Origin of the sequence: Roseovarius gaetbuli (genome assembly GCF_900172365.1) — a bacterium.
In the GTDB taxonomy this organism is placed as follows: domain Bacteria; phylum Pseudomonadota; class Alphaproteobacteria; order Rhodobacterales; family Rhodobacteraceae; genus Roseovarius; species Roseovarius gaetbuli.
Genome location: NZ_FWFJ01000019.1, coordinates 47,972 through 69,566, shown reverse-complemented (window position 1 = coordinate 69,566; position 21,595 = coordinate 47,972). Strand labels below are relative to the sequence as shown.

General features: G+C 61.6%; 27 protein-coding genes and 1 pseudogene. 13 read left to right on the top strand and 15 right to left on the bottom strand.

Annotated features, from left to right (window positions below; genetic code table 11):
• The coding region (locus ROG8370_RS20940; protein WP_245827329.1) for a hypothetical protein at positions 1-768 on the top strand (768 nt) is incomplete at its 5' end.
• 110 nt (positions 769-878) lie between these two features.
• Here the strand turns inward: ROG8370_RS20940 and ROG8370_RS10950 are convergent.
• From ROG8370_RS10950 to ROG8370_RS10925, 6 genes are all read right to left on the bottom strand, one after another.
• Positions 879-1,364, bottom strand: a complete 486-nt coding sequence (locus ROG8370_RS10950; RefSeq protein ID WP_245827326.1) for an MBL fold metallo-hydrolase — start codon at positions 1,362-1,364, stop codon at positions 879-881.
• A gap of 48 nt (positions 1,365-1,412) precedes the next feature.
• Positions 1,413-2,369: a 2-hydroxyacid dehydrogenase gene (locus tag ROG8370_RS10945; RefSeq protein ID WP_085827119.1), complete on the bottom strand. Its 957-nt coding sequence runs from the start codon at positions 2,367-2,369 to the stop codon at positions 1,413-1,415.
• Entirely contained in the window at positions 2,366-2,704 is a 339-nt protein-coding gene (locus ROG8370_RS10940; RefSeq protein ID WP_085827118.1) for a tRNA-binding protein, read from the bottom strand. Before ROG8370_RS10940 ends, ROG8370_RS10945 begins: the two co-directional genes overlap by 4 nt.
• Positions 2,701-3,513 (bottom strand): pyrroline-5-carboxylate reductase, encoded by an 813-nt coding sequence (proC, locus tag ROG8370_RS10935; protein WP_085827117.1) that lies wholly within the window; start codon positions 3,511-3,513, stop codon positions 2,701-2,703. The genes ROG8370_RS10940 and proC overlap by 4 nt, the downstream gene beginning before the upstream one ends.
• Before the next feature lie 42 nt (positions 3,514-3,555).
• Positions 3,556-4,056 (bottom strand): type III secretion system chaperone family protein, encoded by a 501-nt coding sequence (locus tag ROG8370_RS10930; protein ID WP_085827116.1) that lies wholly within the window; start codon positions 4,054-4,056, stop codon positions 3,556-3,558.
• Between the two features lie 499 nt (positions 4,057-4,555).
• Positions 4,556-4,801 (bottom strand): accessory factor UbiK family protein, encoded by a 246-nt coding sequence (locus ROG8370_RS10925; protein ID WP_085827115.1) that lies wholly within the window; start codon positions 4,799-4,801, stop codon positions 4,556-4,558.
• A 95-nt stretch (positions 4,802-4,896) separates the two neighbouring features.
• Here ROG8370_RS10925 and lgt point away from each other — a divergent pair, with 95 nt between their 5' ends.
• From lgt to ROG8370_RS10905, 5 genes are all read left to right on the top strand, one after another.
• Entirely contained in the window at positions 4,897-5,787 is an 891-nt protein-coding gene (lgt, locus tag ROG8370_RS10920) for a prolipoprotein diacylglyceryl transferase (protein WP_085827114.1), read from the top strand.
• Entirely contained in the window at positions 5,784-6,848 is a 1,065-nt protein-coding gene (locus tag ROG8370_RS10915; protein ID WP_085827113.1) for a class I SAM-dependent methyltransferase, read from the top strand. Before lgt ends, ROG8370_RS10915 begins: the two co-directional genes overlap by 4 nt.
• A complete protein-coding gene (gene pgeF, locus ROG8370_RS10910) occupies positions 6,845-7,600 on the top strand; it encodes a peptidoglycan editing factor PgeF (protein WP_085827112.1) in 756 nt (251 codons plus the stop codon). The genes ROG8370_RS10915 and pgeF overlap by 4 nt, the downstream gene beginning before the upstream one ends.
• Positions 7,601-7,877: 277 nt before the next feature.
• Positions 7,878-8,015, top strand: a complete 138-nt coding sequence (locus ROG8370_RS20565) for a hypothetical protein (protein WP_170925222.1) — start codon at positions 7,878-7,880, stop codon at positions 8,013-8,015.
• Positions 8,016-8,394: 379 nt separating this feature from the next.
• Positions 8,395-9,120, top strand: a complete 726-nt coding sequence (locus tag ROG8370_RS10905) for a Hint domain-containing protein (protein ID WP_245827325.1) — start codon at positions 8,395-8,397, stop codon at positions 9,118-9,120.
• Here ROG8370_RS10905 and ROG8370_RS10900 read toward each other — a convergent pair.
• Entirely contained in the window at positions 9,117-9,617 is a 501-nt protein-coding gene (locus ROG8370_RS10900; RefSeq protein ID WP_073198278.1) for an Lrp/AsnC family transcriptional regulator, read from the bottom strand. The genes ROG8370_RS10905 and ROG8370_RS10900 overlap by 4 nt on opposite strands.
• Before the next feature lie 205 nt (positions 9,618-9,822).
• Between ROG8370_RS10900 and trxB the strand changes: the two genes are divergently transcribed.
• Together trxB and ROG8370_RS10890 are read left to right on the top strand one after the other, a co-directional pair.
• Positions 9,823-10,767, top strand: a complete 945-nt coding sequence (gene trxB, locus ROG8370_RS10895) for a thioredoxin-disulfide reductase (protein WP_085827110.1) — start codon at positions 9,823-9,825, stop codon at positions 10,765-10,767.
• Between the two features lie 233 nt (positions 10,768-11,000).
• Positions 11,001-12,713: a bifunctional sulfate adenylyltransferase/adenylylsulfate kinase gene (locus ROG8370_RS10890; RefSeq protein ID WP_085827109.1), complete on the top strand. Its 1,713-nt coding sequence runs from the start codon at positions 11,001-11,003 to the stop codon at positions 12,711-12,713.
• A 60-nt stretch (positions 12,714-12,773) separates the two neighbouring features.
• Here ROG8370_RS10890 and ROG8370_RS10885 read toward each other — a convergent pair whose 3' ends face one another.
• From ROG8370_RS10885 to ROG8370_RS10870, 4 genes and pseudogenes are all read right to left on the bottom strand, one after another.
• On the bottom strand, positions 12,774-13,640 hold the full coding sequence (locus ROG8370_RS10885; RefSeq protein WP_139838109.1) for a glycosyltransferase family 10 domain-containing protein: 867 nt from the start codon (positions 13,638-13,640) through the stop codon (positions 12,774-12,776).
• A 68-nt stretch (positions 13,641-13,708) separates the two neighbouring features.
• A pseudogene (locus ROG8370_RS10880) lies at positions 13,709-14,593 on the bottom strand (PhzF family phenazine biosynthesis protein).
• 24 nt (positions 14,594-14,617) lie between these two features.
• Complete coding sequence (locus ROG8370_RS10875) at positions 14,618-14,845, bottom strand: DUF1150 family protein (RefSeq protein ID WP_073198274.1); 228 nt, start codon at positions 14,843-14,845, stop codon at positions 14,618-14,620.
• 6 nt (positions 14,846-14,851) lie between these two features.
• Positions 14,852-15,265: an Hsp20 family protein gene (locus ROG8370_RS10870; protein WP_085827108.1), complete on the bottom strand. Its 414-nt coding sequence runs from the start codon at positions 15,263-15,265 to the stop codon at positions 14,852-14,854.
• 159 nt (positions 15,266-15,424) lie between these two features.
• On the opposite strand from ROG8370_RS10870, the gene ROG8370_RS10865 reads away from it, so the two are divergent.
• From ROG8370_RS10865 to ROG8370_RS10855, 3 genes are read left to right on the top strand one after another with little or no spacing between them, the layout of a single operon-like run.
• A complete protein-coding gene (locus ROG8370_RS10865) occupies positions 15,425-15,649 on the top strand; it encodes a YdcH family protein (protein WP_073198272.1) in 225 nt (74 codons plus the stop codon).
• 46 nt (positions 15,650-15,695) lie between these two features.
• On the top strand, positions 15,696-16,184 hold the full coding sequence (gene purE / locus ROG8370_RS10860) for a 5-(carboxyamino)imidazole ribonucleotide mutase (RefSeq protein ID WP_073198271.1): 489 nt from the start codon (positions 15,696-15,698) through the stop codon (positions 16,182-16,184).
• Positions 16,177-17,244 carry a 5-(carboxyamino)imidazole ribonucleotide synthase gene (locus ROG8370_RS10855; RefSeq protein ID WP_085827107.1) on the top strand — a complete coding sequence of 356 codons (1,068 nt, stop codon included), beginning with the start codon at positions 16,177-16,179 and terminating at the stop codon, positions 17,242-17,244. Before purE ends, ROG8370_RS10855 begins: the two co-directional genes overlap by 8 nt.
• A gap of 66 nt (positions 17,245-17,310) precedes the next feature.
• On the opposite strand, the gene ROG8370_RS10850 is transcribed toward ROG8370_RS10855, so the two are convergent.
• On the bottom strand, positions 17,311-18,459 hold the full coding sequence (locus ROG8370_RS10850; RefSeq protein ID WP_085827106.1) for an alpha-D-ribose 1-methylphosphonate 5-triphosphate diphosphatase: 1,149 nt from the start codon (positions 18,457-18,459) through the stop codon (positions 17,311-17,313).
• A complete protein-coding gene (locus ROG8370_RS10845; RefSeq protein WP_085827105.1) occupies positions 18,456-19,181 on the bottom strand; it encodes an alpha/beta fold hydrolase in 726 nt (241 codons plus the stop codon). Before ROG8370_RS10845 ends, ROG8370_RS10850 begins: the two co-directional genes overlap by 4 nt.
• Before the next feature lie 72 nt (positions 19,182-19,253).
• Here ROG8370_RS10845 and ROG8370_RS10840 point away from each other — a divergent pair, with 72 nt between their 5' ends.
• Positions 19,254-19,691 carry an NUDIX domain-containing protein gene (locus ROG8370_RS10840; protein ID WP_245827323.1) on the top strand — a complete coding sequence of 146 codons (438 nt, stop codon included), beginning with the start codon at positions 19,254-19,256 and terminating at the stop codon, positions 19,689-19,691.
• Positions 19,663-20,196: a GreA/GreB family elongation factor gene (locus ROG8370_RS10835; RefSeq protein WP_245827321.1), complete on the top strand. Its 534-nt coding sequence runs from the start codon at positions 19,663-19,665 to the stop codon at positions 20,194-20,196. The genes ROG8370_RS10840 and ROG8370_RS10835 overlap by 29 nt, the downstream gene beginning before the upstream one ends.
• Here the strand turns inward: ROG8370_RS10835 and ROG8370_RS10830 are convergent.
• Together ROG8370_RS10830 and ROG8370_RS10825 are read right to left on the bottom strand one after the other, a co-directional pair.
• Positions 20,180-21,043 carry a DMT family transporter gene (locus ROG8370_RS10830; protein WP_085827102.1) on the bottom strand — a complete coding sequence of 288 codons (864 nt, stop codon included), beginning with the start codon at positions 21,041-21,043 and terminating at the stop codon, positions 20,180-20,182. The genes ROG8370_RS10835 and ROG8370_RS10830 overlap by 17 nt on opposite strands.
• On the bottom strand, positions 21,043-21,528 hold the full coding sequence (locus ROG8370_RS10825; protein ID WP_139838108.1) for a GNAT family N-acetyltransferase: 486 nt from the start codon (positions 21,526-21,528) through the stop codon (positions 21,043-21,045). The genes ROG8370_RS10830 and ROG8370_RS10825 overlap by 1 nt, the downstream gene beginning before the upstream one ends.
• Positions 21,529-21,595 lie beyond the last annotated feature (67 nt).

Sequence of the window (21,595 nt, the reverse complement as noted above, 5' to 3'; positions counted from 1 at the left end):
GCGTGTCCTCATAAAGTTCATCCTCCCTCGTATCTTTACGATACAACCCTTTGGCGATTCGCCTCAAAGCAAGGTTTTCAAATCAGCCTGTTTCTTACTGTGACAATATGTGCCAAGATTGCTCTATCGCTCAGTAAGACCTTAGTCGTAGAGGTTGAAATGAAGTTCTTACCAAATCTATTAGGTATTTGTTTTATTTGGATTTCTCCGCTTTACGCGGCGGGATCGCATGATCCTGACTGGCCCTGCGTTCAGCGTAGGGTTGATACGCTCTCGGCCGCAGTGATGTGGCCCTATCAAGGTGAAAATCAGGGGGACACGGAAGAACTGGCGCCAATCACGGCCGAGCTCGCTCAACTTCTGGCACTACGGCGAATCAGTCTTGATGAGGCCGAAAAGGCGATTGACGAGGCCGCCAATGGCACGCCTCCTCTGGGGCGCGCCGACTATAACGCGATTTTTGCGGATGTGTTCGAGCGCCTCAACCAACGCCGCAGCCTGTTGATGAGCGGAATCACCCGCTATGCCCGCAATCAGGCGCGGATGGCCGATGAAATCGGCGCCATGCGCAATGAGATTGCCAGCCTGACCGCCGCCGAGACGCCCGATTTTGACCGAATCGATCAGATCGAGGCCGACCTTGATTGGCGTGAACGGGTGTTTCGCGACCGCGCGCTGTCGCTAACCTATGCCTGTGAAACGCCGGTCCTTCTGGAAAAGCGGCTTTATGCGATTGCCCAGATGCTGGCGGCGCGAATTGGCGATTAGAGCATGTCGCTCAAAAGTGGGAACCGGTTTTGAGCTTCTCGAACATGCGCCATCAATAAGTTAGAGCATGCCGCGTGAATTTTGAGTGAACGCGGCATGCTCTAGCGCCGCTATTCCCACTCCAACTCGGTAAAGGCCGCCGTCACGTTGCGCCGGTGAAACAGCTCGAACAGATGCCAATTATCGGCCTTGTCCTTTCCCACCGTTGCCACCGCTTCCGAGAGGCGTAGCCCCTCGGCCACGGCAATCCGGGTCTCGTCGCGCAGGGTTTCAAGGTATCGCGTCAAGGCCTCGCCGCCCTTGGGCCAATCCAACACCGGCCCGCCATGCCCCGGCACCACGCGGGCGGGGGGCGGCGTGCCCATCTCGTCAAGCACCCTGAGCCAGCCAAGCAGTGAGCCATCAAGCGCCGGGCTATGCTCATCAAACAGCAGATCGCCGACAAAGAGCGTCGCCGTTGCGGTATCAAACACCGTCAGATCGCTTTCGCTATGCGCGGTTTCCCACGGCACCAGCGTAAGCGCACGCGCGCCAAGGTCGATCACCGTGCTGTCGCTGATCGGGGTGATCGCAAGCGGCGTGCGACTTGCACTCAAATCCCCCGTCCGCCACCGGGCGCGCCGGTCGATGGCCGGGGGCTTGGGTCAGTTCACAAGATTGGGCGGGATTTCACCGGCAAAGAACGCGCGCAGGTTTTCCACCGCCATAAGGCCCATGGCCTCGCGCACCTCAAGCGCAGCAGTGCCCAGATGCGGCAGAAGCGTGACGTTCTCCATCGCCTTGAGGGCCTCGGGCACGATCGGCTCTTTTTCATAGACATCAAGCCCGGCGCCCGCAAAGGCCCCCGCTTGCAGCGCGGCGATCAGCGCGGCCTCATTCACCACGTCACCGCGCGCGATATTGACGAAATGCCCGCTTGGCTTCATCGCCTCGAACACCGAGCTGCCGACGATATGATGGGTCTCGGCCCCGCCGGGCACCGCCACCACCACGATATCGGCCTGCGCCGCCAATGCCTCAAGGCTCTCGACCTGACGCGCGGGAAACTCCATCGGTTTCGGCGAGCGGTTGTAATAAATCACATCCATGCCAAAGCCATAGTGACAGCGCTGCGCAATCGCCTGACCGATCCGGCCCATGCCGATGATGCCCACGGTCTTGCCCGAGACATGCAGGCCAAGCATCTGCGTCGGGTTCCAGCCGGGCCATTTGCCCGCCCGCACCATCCGCTCGCCCTCGCCCGCGCGCCGCGCGCTCATCAGGATCAGGGTCATTGCGATATCGGCGGTGGCGTCGGTCACGGCACCCGGCGTATTGGTCACGCTGATCCCCGCGCCCCGCGCCGCAGCCGCATCAATGTGGTTATACCCAACCCCGAAATTCGCCAGGATCTTACAGCGAGGGTTCTCCGCATCGGCAAAGACCTCTGCCGAAAACATATCGCCCAGCGTCGGCAATACCCCATCATAAAGCGCCAATGCGCCGCGCATCTGGCCAAGCTTCAGGGGCGCGGGATCGTCGCGCAATTCAACTTCGAAATGGGTGCGCGCGGCTTCCACCACGCGATCCGGCAGCGGCCGGGTCAGCAGGACACGTTTCAATGCAATCTTTCTCCGATTGGAACTTCTTGATCGGGGCTTACCAGAACGATTTCGCCATTGCTATCGGACAACCCGAGAACGAGAATTTCCGACATGAACTTGCCGATCTGGCGTGGTGGGAAATTGACCACCGCCATGACCTGACGCCCGATCAACGTCTCGGGATCGTAATGCGCGGTGATCTGCGCGCTGCTTTTCTTCTCGCCAATCTCACCCCCGAAATCGACCCAGAGCTTGATCGCGGGCTTGCGCGCCTCGGGAAAAGCCTCGGCACGGGTGACGCGGCCAACGCGGATATCGACCTTGAGGAAATCGTCAAACGTGATCTCGGTCATTGCCCAAGCTCCCGCGAGCGATCCGCCGCCGCCGCAACCGTCTTGCGCATCAGCGGCGGCAGGCCGGTTTCCTCGTCCATCAGCACCGCAAGACCGGCCTGCGTGGTGCCATTGGGGCTTGTGACATTGACCCGCAATTGCGCCGGGGTTTCATCGGCGGCCTCGGCCAAGGCACCGGCCCCGGCCACCGTCGCCTGCGCAAGCTGCATGGCAAGCGCCGGGGCAAGCCCCTGCGCCTCGCCGGCCGCTGCCAGGCATTCGATCATGTGAAACACATAGGCCGGACCAGAGCCCGAGACGCCGGTGACCGCATCCATCTGATCTTCGGTGTCTAGCCGCACCACCTGACCGACGGCGCGCAACAGCATCTCGGCCAGATCGACCTGCGCCGCACTTGCATGGGCGTTGCCGATGATTGCAGTGATGCCGCGCCCAACGGCGGCGGGGGTGTTGGGCATGGCGCGCACAATCGGGCTCTCTGCACCCAGCGCCGCCTCGAAGGCGGCAATCGGCGTGCCGGCCGCGACCGACACAAACAACGTCGTGCCATTGCCCATCGCCGCCAATGTCGGAAGAGCCTCGCCCATCATTTGCGGTTTGACAGCGATCAGAACGATGGCGGGATTTTCGGGCAGATCACCGTTGATGCCAACCCCGGTGCCGCGCAGCCAGTCCGACGGGTTGGGATCAATCACCGAAACTGAAGTCGGCGGCAATCCCTGCGCCAGCCAGCCTTGCAGCATGGCACCGCCCATCTTGCCACAGCCCAGCAAAACCAGACCGTTTTCGGCCACATGATCCATGTTCATCGTATCGTCCCCGCTGCATTCATCACATTGCGGAGGCAAGTGTTACGCGCGACCAAAGGCCTCTGCAATGGCGACCTGCATGGCATCCTTGGGCGATCTGTCGCCCCAGATCGCAAGCTGGAACGCCGGGTAATAGCGCTCGGCGCTCATCACGGCGGCGTTGATCATCGTGTCGATCTGCTCGGGGCAGGCATCCTGCCCACCCGCCAGCACCAGACCATAGCGATAGACCATCAGCTTATGTTCGCCCCACCAGGTGAACGCCCCGGCCCAGCACTGATCGTTGACGTCGTTCAGCATCTCGTAGAGCACCGGCATCTTGTGCTCTGGCGGCTCCATCTCGAAGGTACAGACAAGGCGCAGGGTCTCGTCATAGCCCGACCAGGCCAGCGTGATCGAATAGGTGCGCCACTGGCCCTCGACGGCCATTGCGATCTGATCATCGCCGATCCGGTCGAAATCCCAGTCGTGATGCTCAGCGATATGTTCGACGATATCAATCGGGTGAATATCGTCCTGCAAGAACTGCTCGGAAAGGGCCATTGCACCACCTCTTTTGCTATAGCGCGGGGATCGCGATGCACCCCAAGCGCTAGGTGCCTGCTCTATCAACGGGGGCTAGTCCCACCGCCAATACAAGATATGGTGCGGTCTTTCGCGTAGCCTGTAAAGCCATTTGTTGTGGATAACCACAATAAGTTGTGGATGAAATCGAAACTCCCACAAGGGAGAGCGGGATTTATCGGCTCGTCACCCTGTAAGGAAAGCGCCGTTTTTCATTTAAGCGGATGGCAGGATCGCCCCTCTGCAAGGCGCCGCCTCTTTCGCAAGGTTGCCGGGCCAGCGACGGCCCGTGGGATTGCGCCGCACCATTTGAGTGGGGCACTTAATGCGTGCCAAATGCATCAAATCTCAGATCGGAGTGCTTACTTCATCAAAGCGCCAGCCCGCCGGAACGGGCCGTCGCTGGCCCGGCGGCGCAAACGCCTTGTTTCCGGGCTGGGCGGCTTGGCGAAACGACCGCCAAATCCCAATAGGTCGCCTATTTGCCCGCCGTCTCTAACGCGTCCAAACGTGCCTTGAGCACTTCGTTCTCTTCGCGCGCCTTTTGCGCCATGGCGCGGACGGCGTCGAATTCTTCGCGGGTGACGAAATCGCGGTCCGCAAGCCAGCGGTCGATCATGGATTTCATCGCGGTTTCGGCCTCGGTCTTGGCGCCCTGCGCCACGCCCATGGCGTTGGTCATGAGTTGCGAAATATCATCGAGCACTTTGTTACGGGTTTGCATGGGTCTCTCCGGCGTTACACTTCCCCCTTATATGGGCCAAAACGCGCGCATCACAAGGTTGACTTCCCCCAGCGACCAGAGGCACAGAGACGCATATGCAGGCCATGATCCCCTTTCCCGATATCTCGCCCGAGATTTTCACCCTCTCCCTCTTCGGGATTGAATTCGCGCTGCGGTGGTATGCGCTGTCTTATATCGTCGGCATTCTTCTGGGCTGGCGGCTTGTGGTGGCCAGCGTCAAGCGCCCGCATCTGTGGCGCGATGCAAGCGCCCCGATGACGCCCTTGCAGGTCGAGGATCTTTTGACCTGGGTGATCCTTGGCGTGATCCTAGGCGGGCGGCTTGGGTTCGTGCTGTTCTATCAACCTGCCTATTACCTGCAAAACCCGCTTCAGATCCTTCAGGTCTGGCAGGGCGGCATGTCGTTTCACGGCGGTCTTTTGGGGGTCGTGACGGCCTGTATCCTCTACTCCAAGCGTCAGGGAGCGCCCTGGCTTTCGGTGGCGGATGTGCTTTGCATGGTGGCGCCGATCGGTCTTTTGCTGGGGCGGATCGCCAATTTCATCAACGCAGAGCTTTGGGGCCGCCCGACCAGCCTGCCCTGGGGCGTGGCCTTTCCCGGCGCGGCGGCACAGGATTGCCCGGATGTGATCGGGATTTGCGCGCGCCACCCCTCGCAACTCTACGAGGCGGCGCTTGAAGGGCTTATCCTTGGCGCGGTGCTTGTCTTTCTGGCCTATCGCCGCGACGCCCTCAAAGAACGCGGCCGGATCACCGGCCTGTTTTTCGCAGGCTACGGCGTCTCTCGCTTTATCGTCGAATTTGTCCGTCAGGCCGACGCGCAGTTCATCACCCCCGACAACCCCATGGGCTATGCGGTGCAAATGGGCGGCTTGGGCCTCAGCATGGGACAGCTGCTGTCTTTGCCGATGATCGCCTTTGGCCTTGCGATGGTCGCCTGGGCGAAACGGTCGCGCCCTGCATGAGGGGGCTGCGTGACCACCTGATTGCCCGGATAAGCGAGGGCGGGCCGATCACGCTGGCCGATTACATGGCCAGCTGCCTTATGCATCCCGAGCACGGCTATTACGCCACCCGCGATCCGTTTGGCGCGAGCGGCGATTTCATCACCGCGCCGGAAATCAGCCAGATGTTTGGCGAGCTTATCGGCCTGTGCCTTGCGCAATGCTGGCTGGATCAGGGCGCGCCCGACGCCTTTGCCCTCGCCGAGGCCGGGCCGGGGCGCGGCACCCTGATGGCAGATATCCTGCGCGCCACCAAGGGTGTGCCGGGGTTTCACGACGCCGCAGAGCTTCACCTGATCGAGACCTCGCCGACCCTGCGCGATATCCAGAGCAAGGTGATTGCTCGGCCCGACATCACCTTTCACGAGCGCGCCGACGCCCTGCCCGAGATGCCACTTTTCCTTGTGGCGAACGAATTCTTCGACGCCCTGCCGATCCGCCAGTTCGAACGTGACGGCGGCGGCTGGCGCGAGCGGCTGATCGGGTTGAAAGAGGGCCAGCTTGCCTTTGGTCTCGGCGGGCCAACCGCTTTGCCGCAGCTTGCCCATCGCCTTGACGACACGAAACCCGGTGATCTGGTCGAGACCTGCGCCCCTGCCGAGGCGGGCATCAAAGCCATCGGCGCGCGTATCCATGCCCACGGCGGCGCGGCCTTGGTGATTGATTACGGCGACTGGCGCTCGCTTGGCGACACGTTTCAGGCGCTTGAGGGCCACGCCGCCGCCGATCCGCTGGCGAATCCGGGCAATGCCGACCTGACCGCGCATGTGGATTTCGAGGCTTTGGCCAAAGCCGCCAGCCCCGCCGCCCATACCCGCCTGACGCCGCAGGGCGTGTTTTTGGAACGTCTTGGCATCACCCAGCGGGCGCAGGCGCTTGCCCGCAACCTTGACGGCGAGGCGCTGGAAAATCACATCGCGGCACATCGGCGCTTGACCGACCCTGCGGAAATGGCGACGCTCTTTAAAGTGCTTGGGCTTTTTCCCAAATCTGCCAGCCCGCCACCGGGACTTGAAACATGACGCTCGAAATCCTGACCGCCGATAGCCTCTCTGATTTTCGCCACGGGTTCTTTACCCGGCGGGGCGGTGCGTCTTCGGGCGTGTTTACCGGGCTGAATTGCGGCGCCGGGTCGTCGGACCAATCCGAAATCGTCAGCATCAACCGCGCCCGCGTTGCCGAGGCGATGCAGGTGGCGCCCGACCACATGCTTGGTGTGCATCAGGTGCATTCCGCCGATGTCATCGCCGCGACCGGCCCATTGGCCGAACGCCCGCGCGCCGATGCCCTGGTCACGGCAACGCCGGGGCTTGCGCTCTCGGTGCTGACCGCCGATTGCCAGCCGGTTTTGTTTGGCGATGCCAATGCCGGCGTGATCGGCGCCGCCCATGCCGGATGGCGCGGGGCGCTTGACGGTGTGCTTGAGGCCACGATTGACGCGATGGAGGCGCTTGGCGCCAACCGCGAAGATATCTGCGCCGTCATCGGCCCCTCGATCAGCCAGAGCGCCTATGAGGTCGGTCCCGAGTTTCTTGAGACCTTCATGATCGAAGACCCGCAGAACAGCCGGTTTTTCGCCAATGGATTGAATGGTCACTATCAATTCGACCTGCCGGCCTATGGCCTGCACCGGCTGCGCAGCGCCGGGGTGGGACAAGCCGAATGGACCCGCCATTGCACCTATGGCGATCCTGACCGGTTTTATTCCTATCGCCGCACCACCCATGCAGGCGAGGCCGATTATGGGCGGCTGATTTCGGTGATCCGGCTCTGATTGGGGCAACACCTAGGCGCGGGCGCGCAGATTGCCGCCGCATTTAACGGAAACAATCCCCCGAGAACCTCTGGATTGGCCACATGTCGCCAAGATTTTCCGCAATTTTTCAACACCTTAATTAAAATTCAAATCACTCTCTGGGCACCTCTTCAAAAAGTCTCAGGTTTTTTCGGTTTTCTTTATCCCTGCCAAAACTTGGCCCCAAACCGGGGGCATAGTTGCTGATAACGAAACAATGCGCCCAAGCGCCAAAAGACGACCCGAGGAGAGAGCAATGAAAAAACGATGGTTGAAATCGGTCGTGGACAACAGCAAACAACAGGCCCCGACCCTGCCCTTTCACCGCAGCATCCGGCAGACCACCAAGCGCGCACGCCTTGTGTCTTTGCCCGCGGCTGTGAAAACTGCATAGGCCGTCATGGCCTGTGTACCTTCAGTTCAGTAGCTCAGTAACTGCTTACCACTCAAAGGCCACCCATCTCCAGAGGGTGGCCTTTTGTGATGCGCCCTACGATTCGGGGGCCATTCACTCGGAATGTGGCAAACCTGAAGCCCGATGCGCAACAAAACCCGCGCATCCCTGCGATTGCCCGCAGAGCCGGAACAATACCCCCTAAAACTTGACCCAAATTGGCGGCGCGCGGCATATTCTTACCATAACGTAAACAGAACTTGTCCTTCTGTCGTTGTCGGTGGGGGCCGACGCGGTTGTGACGACCCAAGTATGGTGACACAACATGACGATTCCCCGCTGGACTGCGCAACCTGCGCAAAACACTGCCGTTTCCCGCATGCCAGATCGCACCGCTGCCCCCGAGTGCAAGGCCATGTTGATGCGCAAATACCGCACGTCCTGGCAGGCCGAAGACGGCCGGATCATCGACGACGAACAGGTCGGCCCGGCGCTGCCTTTGTTTGAAGCTGCATTTTCCGCCTTTGCCCGCGGCACCTTGATCACCACCACGCAGGGCCCCGTCGCGATCGAGGATCTGACCCCCGGCACCAAGCTTGTGACCGCCGAACACGGGCCTATGCCGGTGATGTGGATCGGCTCGATGACCCTGGCCCCGGCGCATGACGCCCAAGGGTTTGAGCCGACAATCCTGACGCGGATCATGGCCGATTCCTTTGGCATTGGTCGCCCGATGGCGGATTTTCTGGCCGGACCGGGCGCGCGTATCCTGACCCGTCCGCGCAACATGCGCGCAAATATCGGCGGGGATCATGTCTTGACCCCTGCGCGCAACCTTGCCGATGGTGTCCATGCGATCGAGATCCGCCCACAGCGCCCGGTGAGCGTCTATCACCTCTGCCTGCGCCGTCATGCCACGATCATCGCCAACGGCCTTGAAGCCGAAAGCTTTCATCCCGCGCCGGGATTCGAGCGCACGCTTGGGCGGAACATGCTCCGGCTGTTTCTGGGGTTGTTCCCGCATATCCGCGAGCCGCACCAATTCGGCGCCATGGCGCATCTGCGCCTGCCGCTGTCATCGCCCGAAGGGTTGGAAATCGCCTAAGCCGACTGCGTCAGCCGCGCCTCAAGGATATCGAAGGGCACGCCCGGATCGTCCTTGGCGACACGGATGACAAGCGAAGTCTTGACGCTCGCCACATTATCCGCAGCGGTCAATTCCTCGGTCAAAAAGCGCTGAAAGGTGCTTAGATCGGGGGCGACGCATTTGAGGATAAAATCCACCTCGCCATTGAGCATGTGACATTCGCGCACAAGCGGCCAGTTGCGGCAGCGGGTCTCGAAGGCGCTCAGATCGGCCTCGGCCTGACTTTGCAGGCCGACCATGGCAAACACCTGAACCTCGAAGCCAAGCTCGCGGGCGTCCACCTCGGCGTGATAGCCGCGAATGTATCCCGATTCTTCAAGTGTGCGCACCCGGCGCAGGCAGGGCGGCGCGGAAATGCCAACGCGTTTGGCCAGCTCGACATTGGTCATGCGACCGTCTGCCTGCAACTCTGCCAGAATTTTGCGATCAATCGGATCAAGACGGGAAACCGCCATGTTACATCCCCTTCAGACTTCGCGATTGTTATACCACGCCGGCTGGCACGCGCAATAATGTTTCGCGCTTGCGCAAGATCATTTCCCCAGCACGCCCGGCTGGATATGGAACGGCAAAGCCGGGTTGCAAGGGGTTACATGCCGGGCACGCCGCCGCTATATCTTTGACCAACCGAATTGCAACCGCACATCAAAGAGATATCCCATGTCCGAAACCCGTCACACCAAATGCCTCATCATCGGATCTGGCCCCGCTGGCTATACCGCCGGCGTCTATGCCAGCCGCGCCATGTTGGAACCGATCCTCGTACAGGGCATCGAGCCGGGCGGACAATTGACCACCACGACCGAGGTCGAAAACTGGCCCGGCGATACCGAGGTGCAGGGCCCCGACCTGATGCTTCGGATGGAGGCCCACGCCAAGGCCATGGGATGCGAGATCATCGGCGATATCATCACCGAACTTGATGTCAAAACCCGCCCCTTTACCGCGCGCGGCGATAGCGGCACGGTCTATACCGCCGATGCGGTGATCCTCTCGACCGGAGCGCGTGCCAAATGGCTTGGCCTGCCCAGTGAAGAGGCGTTCAAGGGCTTTGGCGTGTCGGCCTGTGCCACCTGCGACGGCTTCTTTTATCGCGGCCAGGAGATTGTCGTGATCGGCGGCGGCAACACCGCCGTGGAAGAGGCGCTTTTCCTGACCAATTTCGCCTCGAAGGTGACGCTGATCCACCGCCGCGATGAATTGCGTGCTGAAAAAATCCTTCAGGACCGGCTTTTCAAGAACCCCAAGATCGAAACCCTCTGGCATCACACGCTGGACGAGGTCACCGGCACCGCCAACCCCAAGGGCGTCGAAGGGGTGCGCGTGCGCCATGTGGACACCGGCGAGATCACCGAAATCCCCTGCAAGGGCGTGTTCATCGCCATCGGCCACGCGCCCGCAAGCGAGCTTGTGGCCGATACGCTTGAGCTTCACAACGGCGGTTATGTCAAGGTCGAACCGGGCAGCACCCGCACCAGCGTGCCCGGCGTTTTCGCCGCCGGCGATCTGACTGACCACATTTACCGCCAGGCCGTCACAAGCGCCGGCATGGGCTGCATGGCCGCGCTTGACGCCGAACGCTTTCTCGCCGAGCAGGACGACTGAACACAGGCCCGGCATTGGTCGCCGGTCATACCGGCGGCCAAACATCTGTGTTGCGGCCCAAGCGCGGCCCGAAACTTTGTCCTCCCAAACGGCAACACGGCGTCACTTTCGCCTCTTTTGGCCAGTATTCCTTGGTTTTTCTTGAATCTCACCGCTTTTGCGGGTCTATCCCACGGGCAATCACGGTTGCATCCGGCAACCCAAGTCACGTTACAATTTGCCCGAGGGTTTCCATGCAGCACCAAAACCTTACCCCGATTCCAGAGCTTTATGTTTCGCACGAAAGCGCCCGGAAGCTGAAAATCGAGGCTGCGGACCTCATCAGCTGGGATTTGACCCCGCGCCAGATTTGCGATCTGGAGCTTTTGATGAACGGTGGTTTCAACCCGCTCAAAGGGTTTCTGAGCGAGGCCGATTATGACGGCGTTGTCGACAATATGCGCCTTGCCGATGGCGCGCTCTGGCCGATGCCTATCACCCTTGATGTCAGCGATAAATTCGCCGAAGGGCTGGAGCTTGGACAGGATATCGCGTTGCGCGACCAAGAGGGCGTGATCCTGGCCATGATGACAGTGACCGACCGCTGGACCCCGAACAAGGCCCGCGAGGCCGAAAAGGTATTTGGCGCCGACGATCATGCGCATCCGGCGGTGAACTACCTGCATCACACGGCGGGGTCGGTCTATCTTGGTGGACCGGTCACCGGCATTCAGCAGCCGGTACATTACGATTTCCGCGGCAGCCGCGACACCCCCAACGAATTGCGCGCGCTGTTTCGCAAATTGGGCTGGCGTCGCGTCGTCGCGTTTCAGACCCGCAACCCGCTGCACCGCGCGCATCAGGAGCTGACCTTTCGCGCCGCGAAAGAGGCACAGGCCAACCTGTTGATCCACCCGGTTGTGGGCATGACCAAGCCGGGAGATGTCGATCACTTTACCCGCGTGCGCTGTTACGAGGCGGTGATTGACAAATATCCGGGCTCGACCACCACGATGAGCCTTTTGAACCTGGCCATGCGCATGGCCGGCCCCCGCGAAGCGGTCTGGCACGGGCTTATCCGCGCCAATCACGGCTGCACCCATTTCATCGTCGGTCGCGATCACGCCGGTCCCGGCAAAAATTCGGCTGGTGAGGATTTTTATGGTTCCTACGAGGCACAGGACCTGTTCCGCGAATATCAGGATGAAATCGGCGTCGAGATGGTTGATTTCAAACATATGGTCTATGTGCAGGAACGCGCCCAATACGAGCCGATGGACGAGATCGAGGACAAGGATGACGTGACCATCCTGAATATCTCGGGCACCGAGTTGCGCCGTCGCTTGCAAGAGGGGCTTGAGATTCCCGAATGGTTCTCCTTCCCCGAGGTGGTGACCGAGTTGCGCCGCACCCGCCCGCCACGCTCGCAGCAAGGTTTTACCGTGTTCTTCACTGGCTTTTCCGGCTCGGGAAAATCCACCATCGCCAATGCCCTTATGGTCAAGCTGATGGAAATGGGCGGTCGCCCGGTAACCTTGCTCGATGGTGATATCGTGCGCAAAAACCTGAGTTCAGAGCTTGGCTTTTCCAAGGAACACCGCGACCTCAACATTCGCCGGATCGGTTATGTTGCCTCTGAAATCACCAAGAATGGTGGCATCGCGATCTGTGCGCCGATCGCCCCCTATGCGTCTACACGCAGGGCCGTGCGCGAAGACATCGAGCAATTCGGCGCCTTCATCGAAGTGCATGTCGCCACCACCATCGAGGAATGCGAACGCCGCGACCGCAAGAGTCTCTACAAGCTGGCGCGCGAAGGCAAGATCAAGGAATTCACCGGAATTTCAGACCCCTATGATGTGCCCGAGATGCCCGAGCTGCGCGTGGAAACCGAAGGCGCCGATGTCGACAACTCCGCCCATCAGGTGATCCTCAAGCTTGAACAGATGGGCCTTATCGCGGGCTGAATTGCCCCTTTCGATCAATCAACCAAGGGCCGCCTCTTTGGGGCGGCCCTTTTGAATGTCTCAACTGCTGGCCAAAACCGCCTCGGCCGCGCGGCGGTGCAGATCGGCGAAGTCTCCGGCGCGGGAACGCATCGCGGCAAGCGCGGGTGCGCGCGCCTCGAATTCCGCCTCTGACATCTGCTCGATCGCGCGGCGCACATCAGCGGCGCTTTCGCATTGGATAATCGCCGCCGGATCAAAGAAATCCCCGATATTGGGACAGCCCCAATAGATCGGCACACACCGGCACAAGATCGCATCCACAAGCTTTTCGCTAAAGTAATTCCGCTCGCGCACATTCTCGATCACGATGGAAAACCGATAGGGTGCAAGCCCTTCGGACTTTGCCGCAAAGGGCTTATATCCCATGCCCATGATATCCACATCATGCCCTTCGGCGCGGACCCACTCGACAACCTCATGGCGCAATCTATGCCCCTCTTGCGAGCGTTTGGCCGAGGCGATCAACGAGCACATTGCGGTCTTTTCGGTCGTAACCTCGCGCCAATCCGTGACCCAACTGTCACCAAACGGGAAAAACACCCCGTTCGGTATCTGCCCAAGCAAGACCTCATCGGCCGACAGAACCCGGTGAAACCGTCGATGGCTAAGCCGCAAAAAATGCATGTGATGGCTGTGAATGGCGCGCGGCTCCATGAACATCACCGACACCTTCGCCCGCGTCCCGAACCCAAGCCGAAAATGCAGCGTATCGCGTGGCGGCAATATCAGGTGATCATCGGGCGTCAGATCGGCCAACGTCTGCCCCGCGATCCCCTCCGGCGTGCCAAGGGGCCAGATCAGCCGATCAAGACCAATCCGGGAAGGCCGCCAGCCAAGCGGCATGCCATAGGGCAAAATGGCAACTCTGGGGGTGGGTCTTTGCATGCGCAACCTTCGCTTTTGCAGGGTGATAGGCGCAATGCCCCGCTTGGGCAATCGGCTTTGTCAGAGCCTCACAAATGCAACTGCCCTGACATAAGCACCCGCCCCTGACCGGACACCCGCACGCCGGTAATGGCCTCTGGCGGGCCGAGCACCTCGACCTCTGCGCGCCCTGCACGGCCCATCCAATGCCCCTGTTCGGCCACAAACCGCGGGCTGTCGATCAATCCGTGCCGCCAGAGATAGGCCGCCATCGCACCGGTCGCCGAACCGGTAAAGGCATCCTCGGGCGGGCTCGGCGGCGCAATAAGGAGGCGTGAAAATGTATCCCCCGCCGCGGTCGCGCCATTCAGGGTAACCCAGAACGGCTCTAGCATATCAATGCCATCATACCCCAGATGCGCCGCCAACCGCGTCAGGGCGCCGTGATCAAGCGCCACCCGGCGCAGCACCTCGTGATCGCGCAAAAGCGTGATGCAAAACGGTAGGCCGGTCGACACAAGCTGTGGCCCGGCAATGATATCGTCCGGCTCGATGCCACCCACAGCCGCCACAAGGTCGCGCGGCAGGTCAGGCCCGAATTGGGGCGCCACTTGCGTCATGGTGATGCGTGGTGTGTCCTCGCTTGCGTCAATCGTCACCGGCACAAGCCCCGCGCCGGTTTCCAGCACAAGCTCTGCCCCGCGCGTCAGACCGCGCCGCGCCAAAGAGGCGACCGTCGCAATCGTCGGATGCCCGGCAAAGGGAATTTCCCGGCTCGCCAGAAAATAACGCACCTTGATATCGGCCACATCGGAGGGTTCCAGAAAGGTGCATTCCACAAGTGACGTTTCACGCACGAAAGCCTGACAGGTCTCGCCACTCAGGGCCCCCGCATCATGCACCACGGCACAGCCATTGCCGCCGAACGGCTAATCGCTAAAGGCATCGACCCAATCAAACTCATAGCTGGTCATCGCGGGCCCTGCCTATCGTTGGAGTTAGTGAACCGCGACCGGGTCCATGTTGTTCTGACGCGCCAGCATGAAGGCCAGCTTGCGGTCGCCCACAAGCGCCAGACGCTCGCCATCCACGGTATGAACCGCATAGATCGTGGTCAACCCACCCGCCTGTTCGCGCATCTCCGCAGGCAGGTCCTTAACCTCGACCGGCCGCACATAGACAATCGCAGGCGCCTCATTGGCGTCGAATTCGTATTTGGTATCCATCTTGGCTTACCCCTTGTTTATCTTGATCCGCTGCACAACCGGTTCCGGTTGGGCGCGGGTCAGGTCGACATGCAACAGACCGTTTTCCATGATCGCCTCGCCCACCTCGACCCCATCGGCCAGCACGAAAGAGCGCTGGAACTGCCGCGCAGCAATGCCACGATGCAGGTATAGCCGGGCCTCGGCCTCGTCATTCTGACGGCCCCGGATCACCAATTGGCGGTCCTCGACCGTGATCGACAGGTCATCCTCGCCAAATCCGGCCACGGCAAGCGTGATCCGATAGGAATTATTCGAGGTCTGCTCGATATTGAAAGGCGGGTAGCCTTCATTGCCGGATTTCGCACTGCGTTCCAGCATCCGCTCAAGCTGTTCAAACCCAAGCATGTAGGGGTGTGACCCCAGTGTAAGCTTTGTCATCGACACGTCCTTGACTCTAAGCGACCGTCCGTTGCGCAGGCCCCGTTTTGGCGACCTGCCCCTGAAATATGGGGATTGTGAAACGCGCGTGCAAGGGCTTTGCGAAACGGCGCGAATTCAGTATGTTATGGCTTCAACGGTGCAAGGGAATCGCCAGAAATGAATGCCTATAGCGATCTGTCGATGAAATCCGAAGACGTCCTGCGGGTCGAGCTTGAGGAATTTCGCCGCGAACACCGCGATCTTGACGAGGCAATTCGCGCCCTGCATCTCAATGGCATTGCCGATCCGCTGACCCTGCAACGCCTGAAAAAGAAGAAACTTTACCTGCGCGATATCATCGCCCGCATCGAAGACCGGCTTTATCCGGACATCATTGCGTAACCCCCGCCGATCAGTATAGTGCGCGCTTCATTGCAAGGGGCGTGATATGACAGAGGTCAAAGTCGGCATCATCATGGGAAGTCAGTCTGACTGGTCCACCATGCGTGAAGCCGCTCAAATTCTCGATGAACTTGGTGTTGCCTATGAGACCAAGATCGTCTCGGCGCATCGCACGCCGGACCGGCTCTGGGAGTATGGCAAAACCGCCGCCGCGCGCGGGCTTCAGGTGATCATCGCAGGCGCCGGCGGGGCCGCGCATCTGCCCGGCATGATGGCCAGCAAGACCCGCGTTCCGGTGATCGGTGTCCCGGTTCAGACCAAGGCACTCTCGGGTGTGGATAGCCTCTATTCCATCGTGCAGATGCCGCGCGGTTTTCCGGTGGCGACCATGGCCATCGGCGGCGCAGGGGCGGCCAATGCCGGCCTGATGGCCGCCGCGATCCTTGCCAATGGCGACGCCGACCTTGCCACCCGGCTTGACGACTGGCGCATTGCCCTCTCGGCCTCAATTCCGGATGAACCCACCGATGACTGACCTCCTTCCCACCGGCGCGACCATCGGCATTCTTGGCGGCGGTCAGCTTGGCCGGATGCTCTCTGTGGCCGCCGCGCGCCTTGGCCTGCGTTGTCATATCTTCGAACCGGGCGCCAACCCGCCTGCGGCGGACGTGGCCCATGCCGTCACCACCGCCGCCTACGAGGATGAAGACGCCCTGCGCGCCTTTGCCGAAAGCGTCGATGTCATCACCTACGAGTTCGAGAATATCCCGACCTCGGCCCTCGATATCCTGGAAAAGATCAAACCCGTTCGCCCCGGTCGCAAGGCCCTCCGCATTAGCCAGGACCGGCTTGTCGAAAAGGCCTTCCTAAGCGATCTTGGCTTGCAAACCGCGCCCTTCGCCGCCGTCGACGACGCCGTTGATCTGGCCGAGGCGATTGCCGAAATCGGCCTGCCTGCGATCCTCAAGACCCGCCGCTTTGGCTATGACGGCAAGGGCCAGGCCCGGATCATGACCCCGGAAGACGCCGAAACGGCCCTGGCCGACATGGGCGGCCACCCCGCCATCCTCGAAGGCTTTGTCGAGTTTTCGCATGAGGTCTCGGTGATTGCCGCGCGCAACGAGGCCGGCGATGTGGCCTGTTTTGACCCCGGCGAAAACGTCCACGAGGGTGGCATCCTGCGCACCACCACCGTGCCCGCCCGCCTGAGCGGCGCGCAGCGCACCGATGCGGTGCTTCTGGCCGCCAAGATCCTCAACACGCTGCGCTATGTCGGCGTCATGGGGGTCGAGCTTTTCGTCACCGACAAAGGCCTGATCGTCAACGAAATCGCCCCTCGGGTGCATAATTCCGGCCATTGGACTCAACAGGGCTGCACGATTGATCAATTCGAACAGCATATCCGCGCCGTTGCGGGTTGGCCCTTGGGCGACGGAACGCGCTATGCCGACGTGGTGATGGAAAACCTGATCGGCGATGACATGGACCGCGTCCCGGACCTTGCCAAAACCGCCAATACCGCAATCCACCTTTACGGCAAGGCCGAGGTCAAAGCCGGCCGCAAAATGGGCCATGTGAACCGCATCGTTACGTAAAGCGACGACAGGCCTTTCATCGTTCCATAAATACTCACATCGCGCCGCAGGCCCCTTGCGGCGCGGCTAGCCAATAAAGCGCGCCGCCGCCTCGCCGGACATATAGCTGATCCGCCCGGCGGCCATGGTCGCGGCCACCTTGCGGCTGCCTGCCTCAAGCACAACAAGATCGGCCCTAAGCCCGGCGCGCAGCGCCCCTCGGTCAGACAGCCCCAAAATCCGCGCAGGCCCTGTCGACACAAGCCCCCAGGCCCCAGCCAGATCAAGCAGCCCGCCATCCGCCAGCAGAAACGCCGCCCGTTTCAGCGAGGGATAGTGGTAATCCGAGGCAAGCGCATCCACCAGCCCCATCGCCACAAGCTCGATCGCGCTGGCATTGCCATTGTGAGAGTTGCCGCGCACCACATTGGGCGCGCCCATGATCACCGCGTCACCGCCCGCACGGGCCTCTTCGGCGGCCTCAATTGTCTCGGGGAATTCGGCGATCGCCACACCGCGCGCGCGGCCTGCGCGGCGTTGATCTGCGCGGCGGTCGTCATGGCTTCCAAGGCGCACACCGCGCGCCACAAGCTCGGCGCTTAGCCGGTCAAGTGCGGCGGGCACCTCGCCCATCGCCGCATGCAGGCCTTGAATGAATTCCAGGTGTTTCTCGGGGTTGCGCCCGATCCGAAGCGCCTGACCATGCAGACGCGGCGGGCGTTTGCCCTTGTCGAGCGCCTCATGCGGCAGGTGGTCGTTGAACACCACATAGCCGATATCATGGCGCGCGATCATCTCGGCCACCGCCGCGTAATCGTCCAGCATCGCCACCTCAAAGCGAAACTGCGGGCGCAGGTCGGTTGCCACGCGCGCACGCAGGCTTGCGATGCTGGTAAAAACGCGCTCGGCAAACTCCGGGCCGCGCATACCGCCCTCCCAGCTATAGAATTGCGCCAGCGTGGCGGTGGTGATGCCGTTTGCGCCAAGCTCTGCCTCGGCGGCGGTCAGCCCCTCGCCAAGGTCCTTCATCGCCCCGCGGCGCGGGGCAAGGTGGCGTTCAAATCCGTCGCCGTGCACATCGACGATCCCCGGCAGCACCATGAAACCGCTCAGATCAACCTCGCGCCCGGTCGGGGTATCGGTGATCACGCCGTCGCTTATGCCGAGCGGTTCAACCGATACACCCTCGGGGCGCAGAACCTCTGCCCCGGTCAATGTCAGGCAAAGCGCGCTCATTCCTCGACCCAGCCCCAAAGCACATCGCCAAGGGTAAGGTCGTGATCAAACGCGCCATCGCGCAAGAAAGTCTCGACCTGCGCGATCACCAGCGGATTGTTCATCATGAAGGTATGCGTCACCGGCAGGGTCAGGTGATCCGCCATGCCCTCGACCTTGGTCGAGGCGACCGACACCTTGCCGTCATCCAAACCCTCGATCACGCTCGAATAATAGGGGTTGAGCGAGCGCGTGCCGGCAATCACCCCAAGCTCGAAATCCACCGGCGGAAGCTGTTCCGGAAGACCCTCGGGCCCGGTCTCAAGCTGTGCGCCGGCCGGGCCGTTGATCCATTGGAAAAGCTCAAGCCCGCCCAACTCATCCACAAGTTCGCTGCCGTGATTGGGCGGCGCAAGCATGACGACGCGGCCCATATCCTCGGGGCGGTTGTCCTTGAGCCAGAACCGCAACAGAATGCCGCCCATCGAATGGGTCACGAAATGCACCTTGGTCTCGCCGCAGACCCGCACGCCGAATGGTAGGGTCTCTTCGGCAAGCTCTGCGATGCGCTCTTCGGTCGAGGGGTAATCGGGGCTGAACACGTCATAGCCCGCCGCCTCAAGCGCCTCTTGCATCACCAATAGCGAAGTATCGGAACGCGCCAGGCCATGCAAAAGCACCACGCAATCCGCGCGCGCGGACGTGGCGAACATGCCGACGCAAAGGCCAAGGACGAAAAGCATCTGTTTCATGTGGTTCAGATAGGTATATTTGCCCCTGCTGAACAGCCCCTTTTCCCACTCGGAGACACCACTTTGAGCATCCGCATCGCCACCCGCGCCGTGATCGTCAAGGATCAGCGGCTTTTGCTGGTCAACGCCTTTCCGGACCAGCAGAGCGATCTGTGGTGCGCCCCCGGCGGCGGCGCAGAGGCGGGCGCGTCGCTTCCCGACAACCTCCAACGCGAGGTTTTTGAGGAAACCGGGCTGCGCATCCGGGTCGGCCCGCCCTGCCTTGTGAACGAATTCCACGAGCCGAAAAGCGGCTTTCATCAGGTCGAGATCTTCTTTCGCTGCACCATCACCGACGGCGCGCTAAGCGATGACTGGCAAGACCCCGAGGCCGTCGTCAACCGTCGCCGTTTTGTCAGCGCCGAGGAAATGGCCGACCTGCGCGTCAAGCCCGACAGCCTTGCGCATGTCGCCTTTGCGCGCGGCATGGGCTATGATCCGCTTGAAACGCTGGTACGGTGACACGATGAACAAAGCCTTTACCAAAGAGGATGACGGCAGCACGCCCGAGCGCCTGCCCGACCTGCCGATCAGCGGGCATCCCAACCACGTCACGCCGCAGGGTTTGGCCGCGCTCAAGGCACGCCACGCCAGCCTTGAGGCCGAGGTGAACCGTTTGCGCGAAGGGCGCGAATTCCTCGATGACCTCCACCCGCTGGCCGTAGCCGAACGCGATCTGCGCTATGTCGAGACGCGGCTGAACACCGCGATCCTTGTGCCCCCGCCCGAAGGCCCCTGCGATCAGGTGCTGTTTGGCGCGACCGTCACCGTCGCCGATGAAGACGGGCGCGAGACCAGCTATACCATCGTTGGCGAGGATGAATCCGACCCCGCGCAACGCCTGATCGCGGGGTTTTCGCCGCTGGCGCGCGCCCTGATCGAGGCCCGCGTTGGCGATATCGTGGAATGGCCCAAACCCACCGGCGTGGTCGAGCTTGAGGTGCTGCGCGTTAGCTATCGCGCCTGACGCGCCCAAGCGGCAGAACAGAGATCGCCACCCCGCCCAGCACCAGAGCCGTCGCCATCACGAATTGCATATCAAGCGCCTCGGCGAGAAAGATCATGCCGCCCGCCATGGCGATCACCGGCACAGTCAATTGTGCCACCGCCGCCACGCTTGCGCCGATCCGCGGCAGGATCGAATACCACATCGCATAGCCAATCCCCGAGGTCAGCGCGCCCGAGGCAATCGCCAGCAGAATCCCGTCGCGCCCGATCTCGGCCCCGCCCGGCCCGCTTGGCCAAAGTAGGGTGAGCACCACACCGACCGGCGCCGCCAGAATGAAATTCGCCGCCGTCGCCTGAAGCGCGTCGCAATTGAGCCGCCCGACCAGCGAATAAATGCCCCAGCCGACCCCGGCCAGCGCCATCAACAGCCCGTGCAGCGGGCTTATCACCGGGCCGGCACCGGGCCAGAGCAGCCAGGCCAGCCCGCCAAAGGCCACAAGCGCCCCGATCCAGCGGCGCGGCGGCATCGCCTCACGCGCCCAAAGCCCGCCGGCGAACATGGTGATCTGAACCACGCCAAACAGGATCAGCGCACCGATCCCAGCATCAAGCGCGTTATACGCCCCGGAAAACCCGTAGATATAGACCAAGAGCGCCAGCACCCCGGCGACACGCCCCGGCCCGCGCAAGTCAATCCGCCCGCGCAACGCGAGACATAAACCCGCCAGCATCACCGCCCCCGCCACAAGCCGGATCGCGCCAAAGCTCGCGGCATCAATGCTGCCCCCGGCAAGGGCCAGACGGTTCAGCACCGAATTGGCCGCAAAGGCGATCATGGTCAATGTCGTGAGGAAAAACAGGGGCATTACAGGGTCTCAAACGCCTTGGGATAGATCAGGGTCTGTTCTGGCACATCCGTCCCCGGCCCCGCCAGCAACGTGTTCGTGATCGGATAGGGCGAGGTCAGTTTGGCGGCGCGCTCAAGGCTAAACCCGGCGCGGGTGTAAAACGCGGGCTGACCTAGCACGACAACATAACACCCGCTCAGGCGCGCCCATTCCGCCAACAGGCCGATCATCCGGCGGCCATGCCCCTGTCGCTGCCAGTCGGGATCAATCGCCACCGGCGCAAGGCAAAGCCAGGTCTTGGGGCTGCGCATCACCGAGAGGGCGTAATATCCAACGATGCCATCGTCAGAGGGCAGCACGGTTTCGCCCGCGATATCCCCCGCCCGACGCAGCTTTTCAACAAGGCGCGCCTCGGCCTGCCCGCCAAAGGCGCGCTCTAACAGGGCGGCCACGGCCGGTTCTTCCCCGCGCCGCATCTCGCGGCTGAATTGCGTATGTTTCACTTGTCCACCCACCAATAAAAAGGGGCCGCCCGAAGGCGACCCCAATGCACTAGCACAGATGTGCAGC

Bases quoted from the DNA above. Each gene is read 5' to 3' on its own strand.
- purE (WP_073198271.1), top strand. From the start codon at position 15,696: ATGACAGAGGTCAAAGTCGGCATCATCATGGGAAGTCAGTCTGACTGG.
- ROG8370_RS10905 (WP_245827325.1), top strand. From the start codon at position 8,395: ATGCCAGATCGCACCGCTGCCCCCGAGTGCAAGGCCATGTTGATGCGC.
- ROG8370_RS10900 (WP_073198278.1), bottom strand. From the start codon at position 9,617: ATGGCGGTTTCCCGTCTTGATCCGATTGATCGCAAAATTCTGGCAGAG.
- ROG8370_RS10875 (WP_073198274.1), bottom strand. From the start codon at position 14,845: ATGGATACCAAATACGAATTCGACGCCAATGAGGCGCCTGCGATTGTC.
- ROG8370_RS10870 (WP_085827108.1), bottom strand. From the start codon at position 15,265: ATGACAAAGCTTACACTGGGGTCACACCCCTACATGCTTGGGTTTGAA.
- ROG8370_RS10940 (WP_085827118.1), bottom strand. From the start codon at position 2,704: ATGACCGAGATCACGTTTGACGATTTCCTCAAGGTCGATATCCGCGTT.
- ROG8370_RS10855 (WP_085827107.1), top strand. From the start codon at position 16,177: ATGACTGACCTCCTTCCCACCGGCGCGACCATCGGCATTCTTGGCGGC.
- pgeF (WP_085827112.1), top strand. From the start codon at position 6,845: ATGACGCTCGAAATCCTGACCGCCGATAGCCTCTCTGATTTTCGCCAC.
- proC (WP_085827117.1), bottom strand. From the start codon at position 3,513: ATGAACATGGATCATGTGGCCGAAAACGGTCTGGTTTTGCTGGGCTGT.
- ROG8370_RS10845 (WP_085827105.1), bottom strand. From the start codon at position 19,181: ATGCTTTTCGTCCTTGGCCTTTGCGTCGGCATGTTCGCCACGTCCGCG.
- ROG8370_RS10830 (WP_085827102.1), bottom strand. From the start codon at position 21,043: ATGCCCCTGTTTTTCCTCACGACATTGACCATGATCGCCTTTGCGGCC.
- trxB (WP_085827110.1), top strand. From the start codon at position 9,823: ATGTCCGAAACCCGTCACACCAAATGCCTCATCATCGGATCTGGCCCC.
- lgt (WP_085827114.1), top strand. From the start codon at position 4,897: ATGCAGGCCATGATCCCCTTTCCCGATATCTCGCCCGAGATTTTCACC.
- ROG8370_RS10890 (WP_085827109.1), top strand. From the start codon at position 11,001: ATGCAGCACCAAAACCTTACCCCGATTCCAGAGCTTTATGTTTCGCAC.
- ROG8370_RS10925 (WP_085827115.1), bottom strand. From the start codon at position 4,801: ATGCAAACCCGTAACAAAGTGCTCGATGATATTTCGCAACTCATGACC.
- ROG8370_RS10885 (WP_139838109.1), bottom strand. From the start codon at position 13,640: ATGCAAAGACCCACCCCCAGAGTTGCCATTTTGCCCTATGGCATGCCG.
- ROG8370_RS10850 (WP_085827106.1), bottom strand. From the start codon at position 18,459: ATGAGCGCGCTTTGCCTGACATTGACCGGGGCAGAGGTTCTGCGCCCC.
- ROG8370_RS10835 (WP_245827321.1), top strand. From the start codon at position 19,663: ATGATCCGCTTGAAACGCTGGTACGGTGACACGATGAACAAAGCCTTT.
- ROG8370_RS20565 (WP_170925222.1), top strand. From the start codon at position 7,878: ATGAAAAAACGATGGTTGAAATCGGTCGTGGACAACAGCAAACAACAG.
- ROG8370_RS10865 (WP_073198272.1), top strand. From the start codon at position 15,425: ATGAATGCCTATAGCGATCTGTCGATGAAATCCGAAGACGTCCTGCGG.
- ROG8370_RS10930 (WP_085827116.1), bottom strand. From the start codon at position 4,056: ATGGCCCTTTCCGAGCAGTTCTTGCAGGACGATATTCACCCGATTGAT.
- ROG8370_RS10915 (WP_085827113.1), top strand. From the start codon at position 5,784: ATGAGGGGGCTGCGTGACCACCTGATTGCCCGGATAAGCGAGGGCGGG.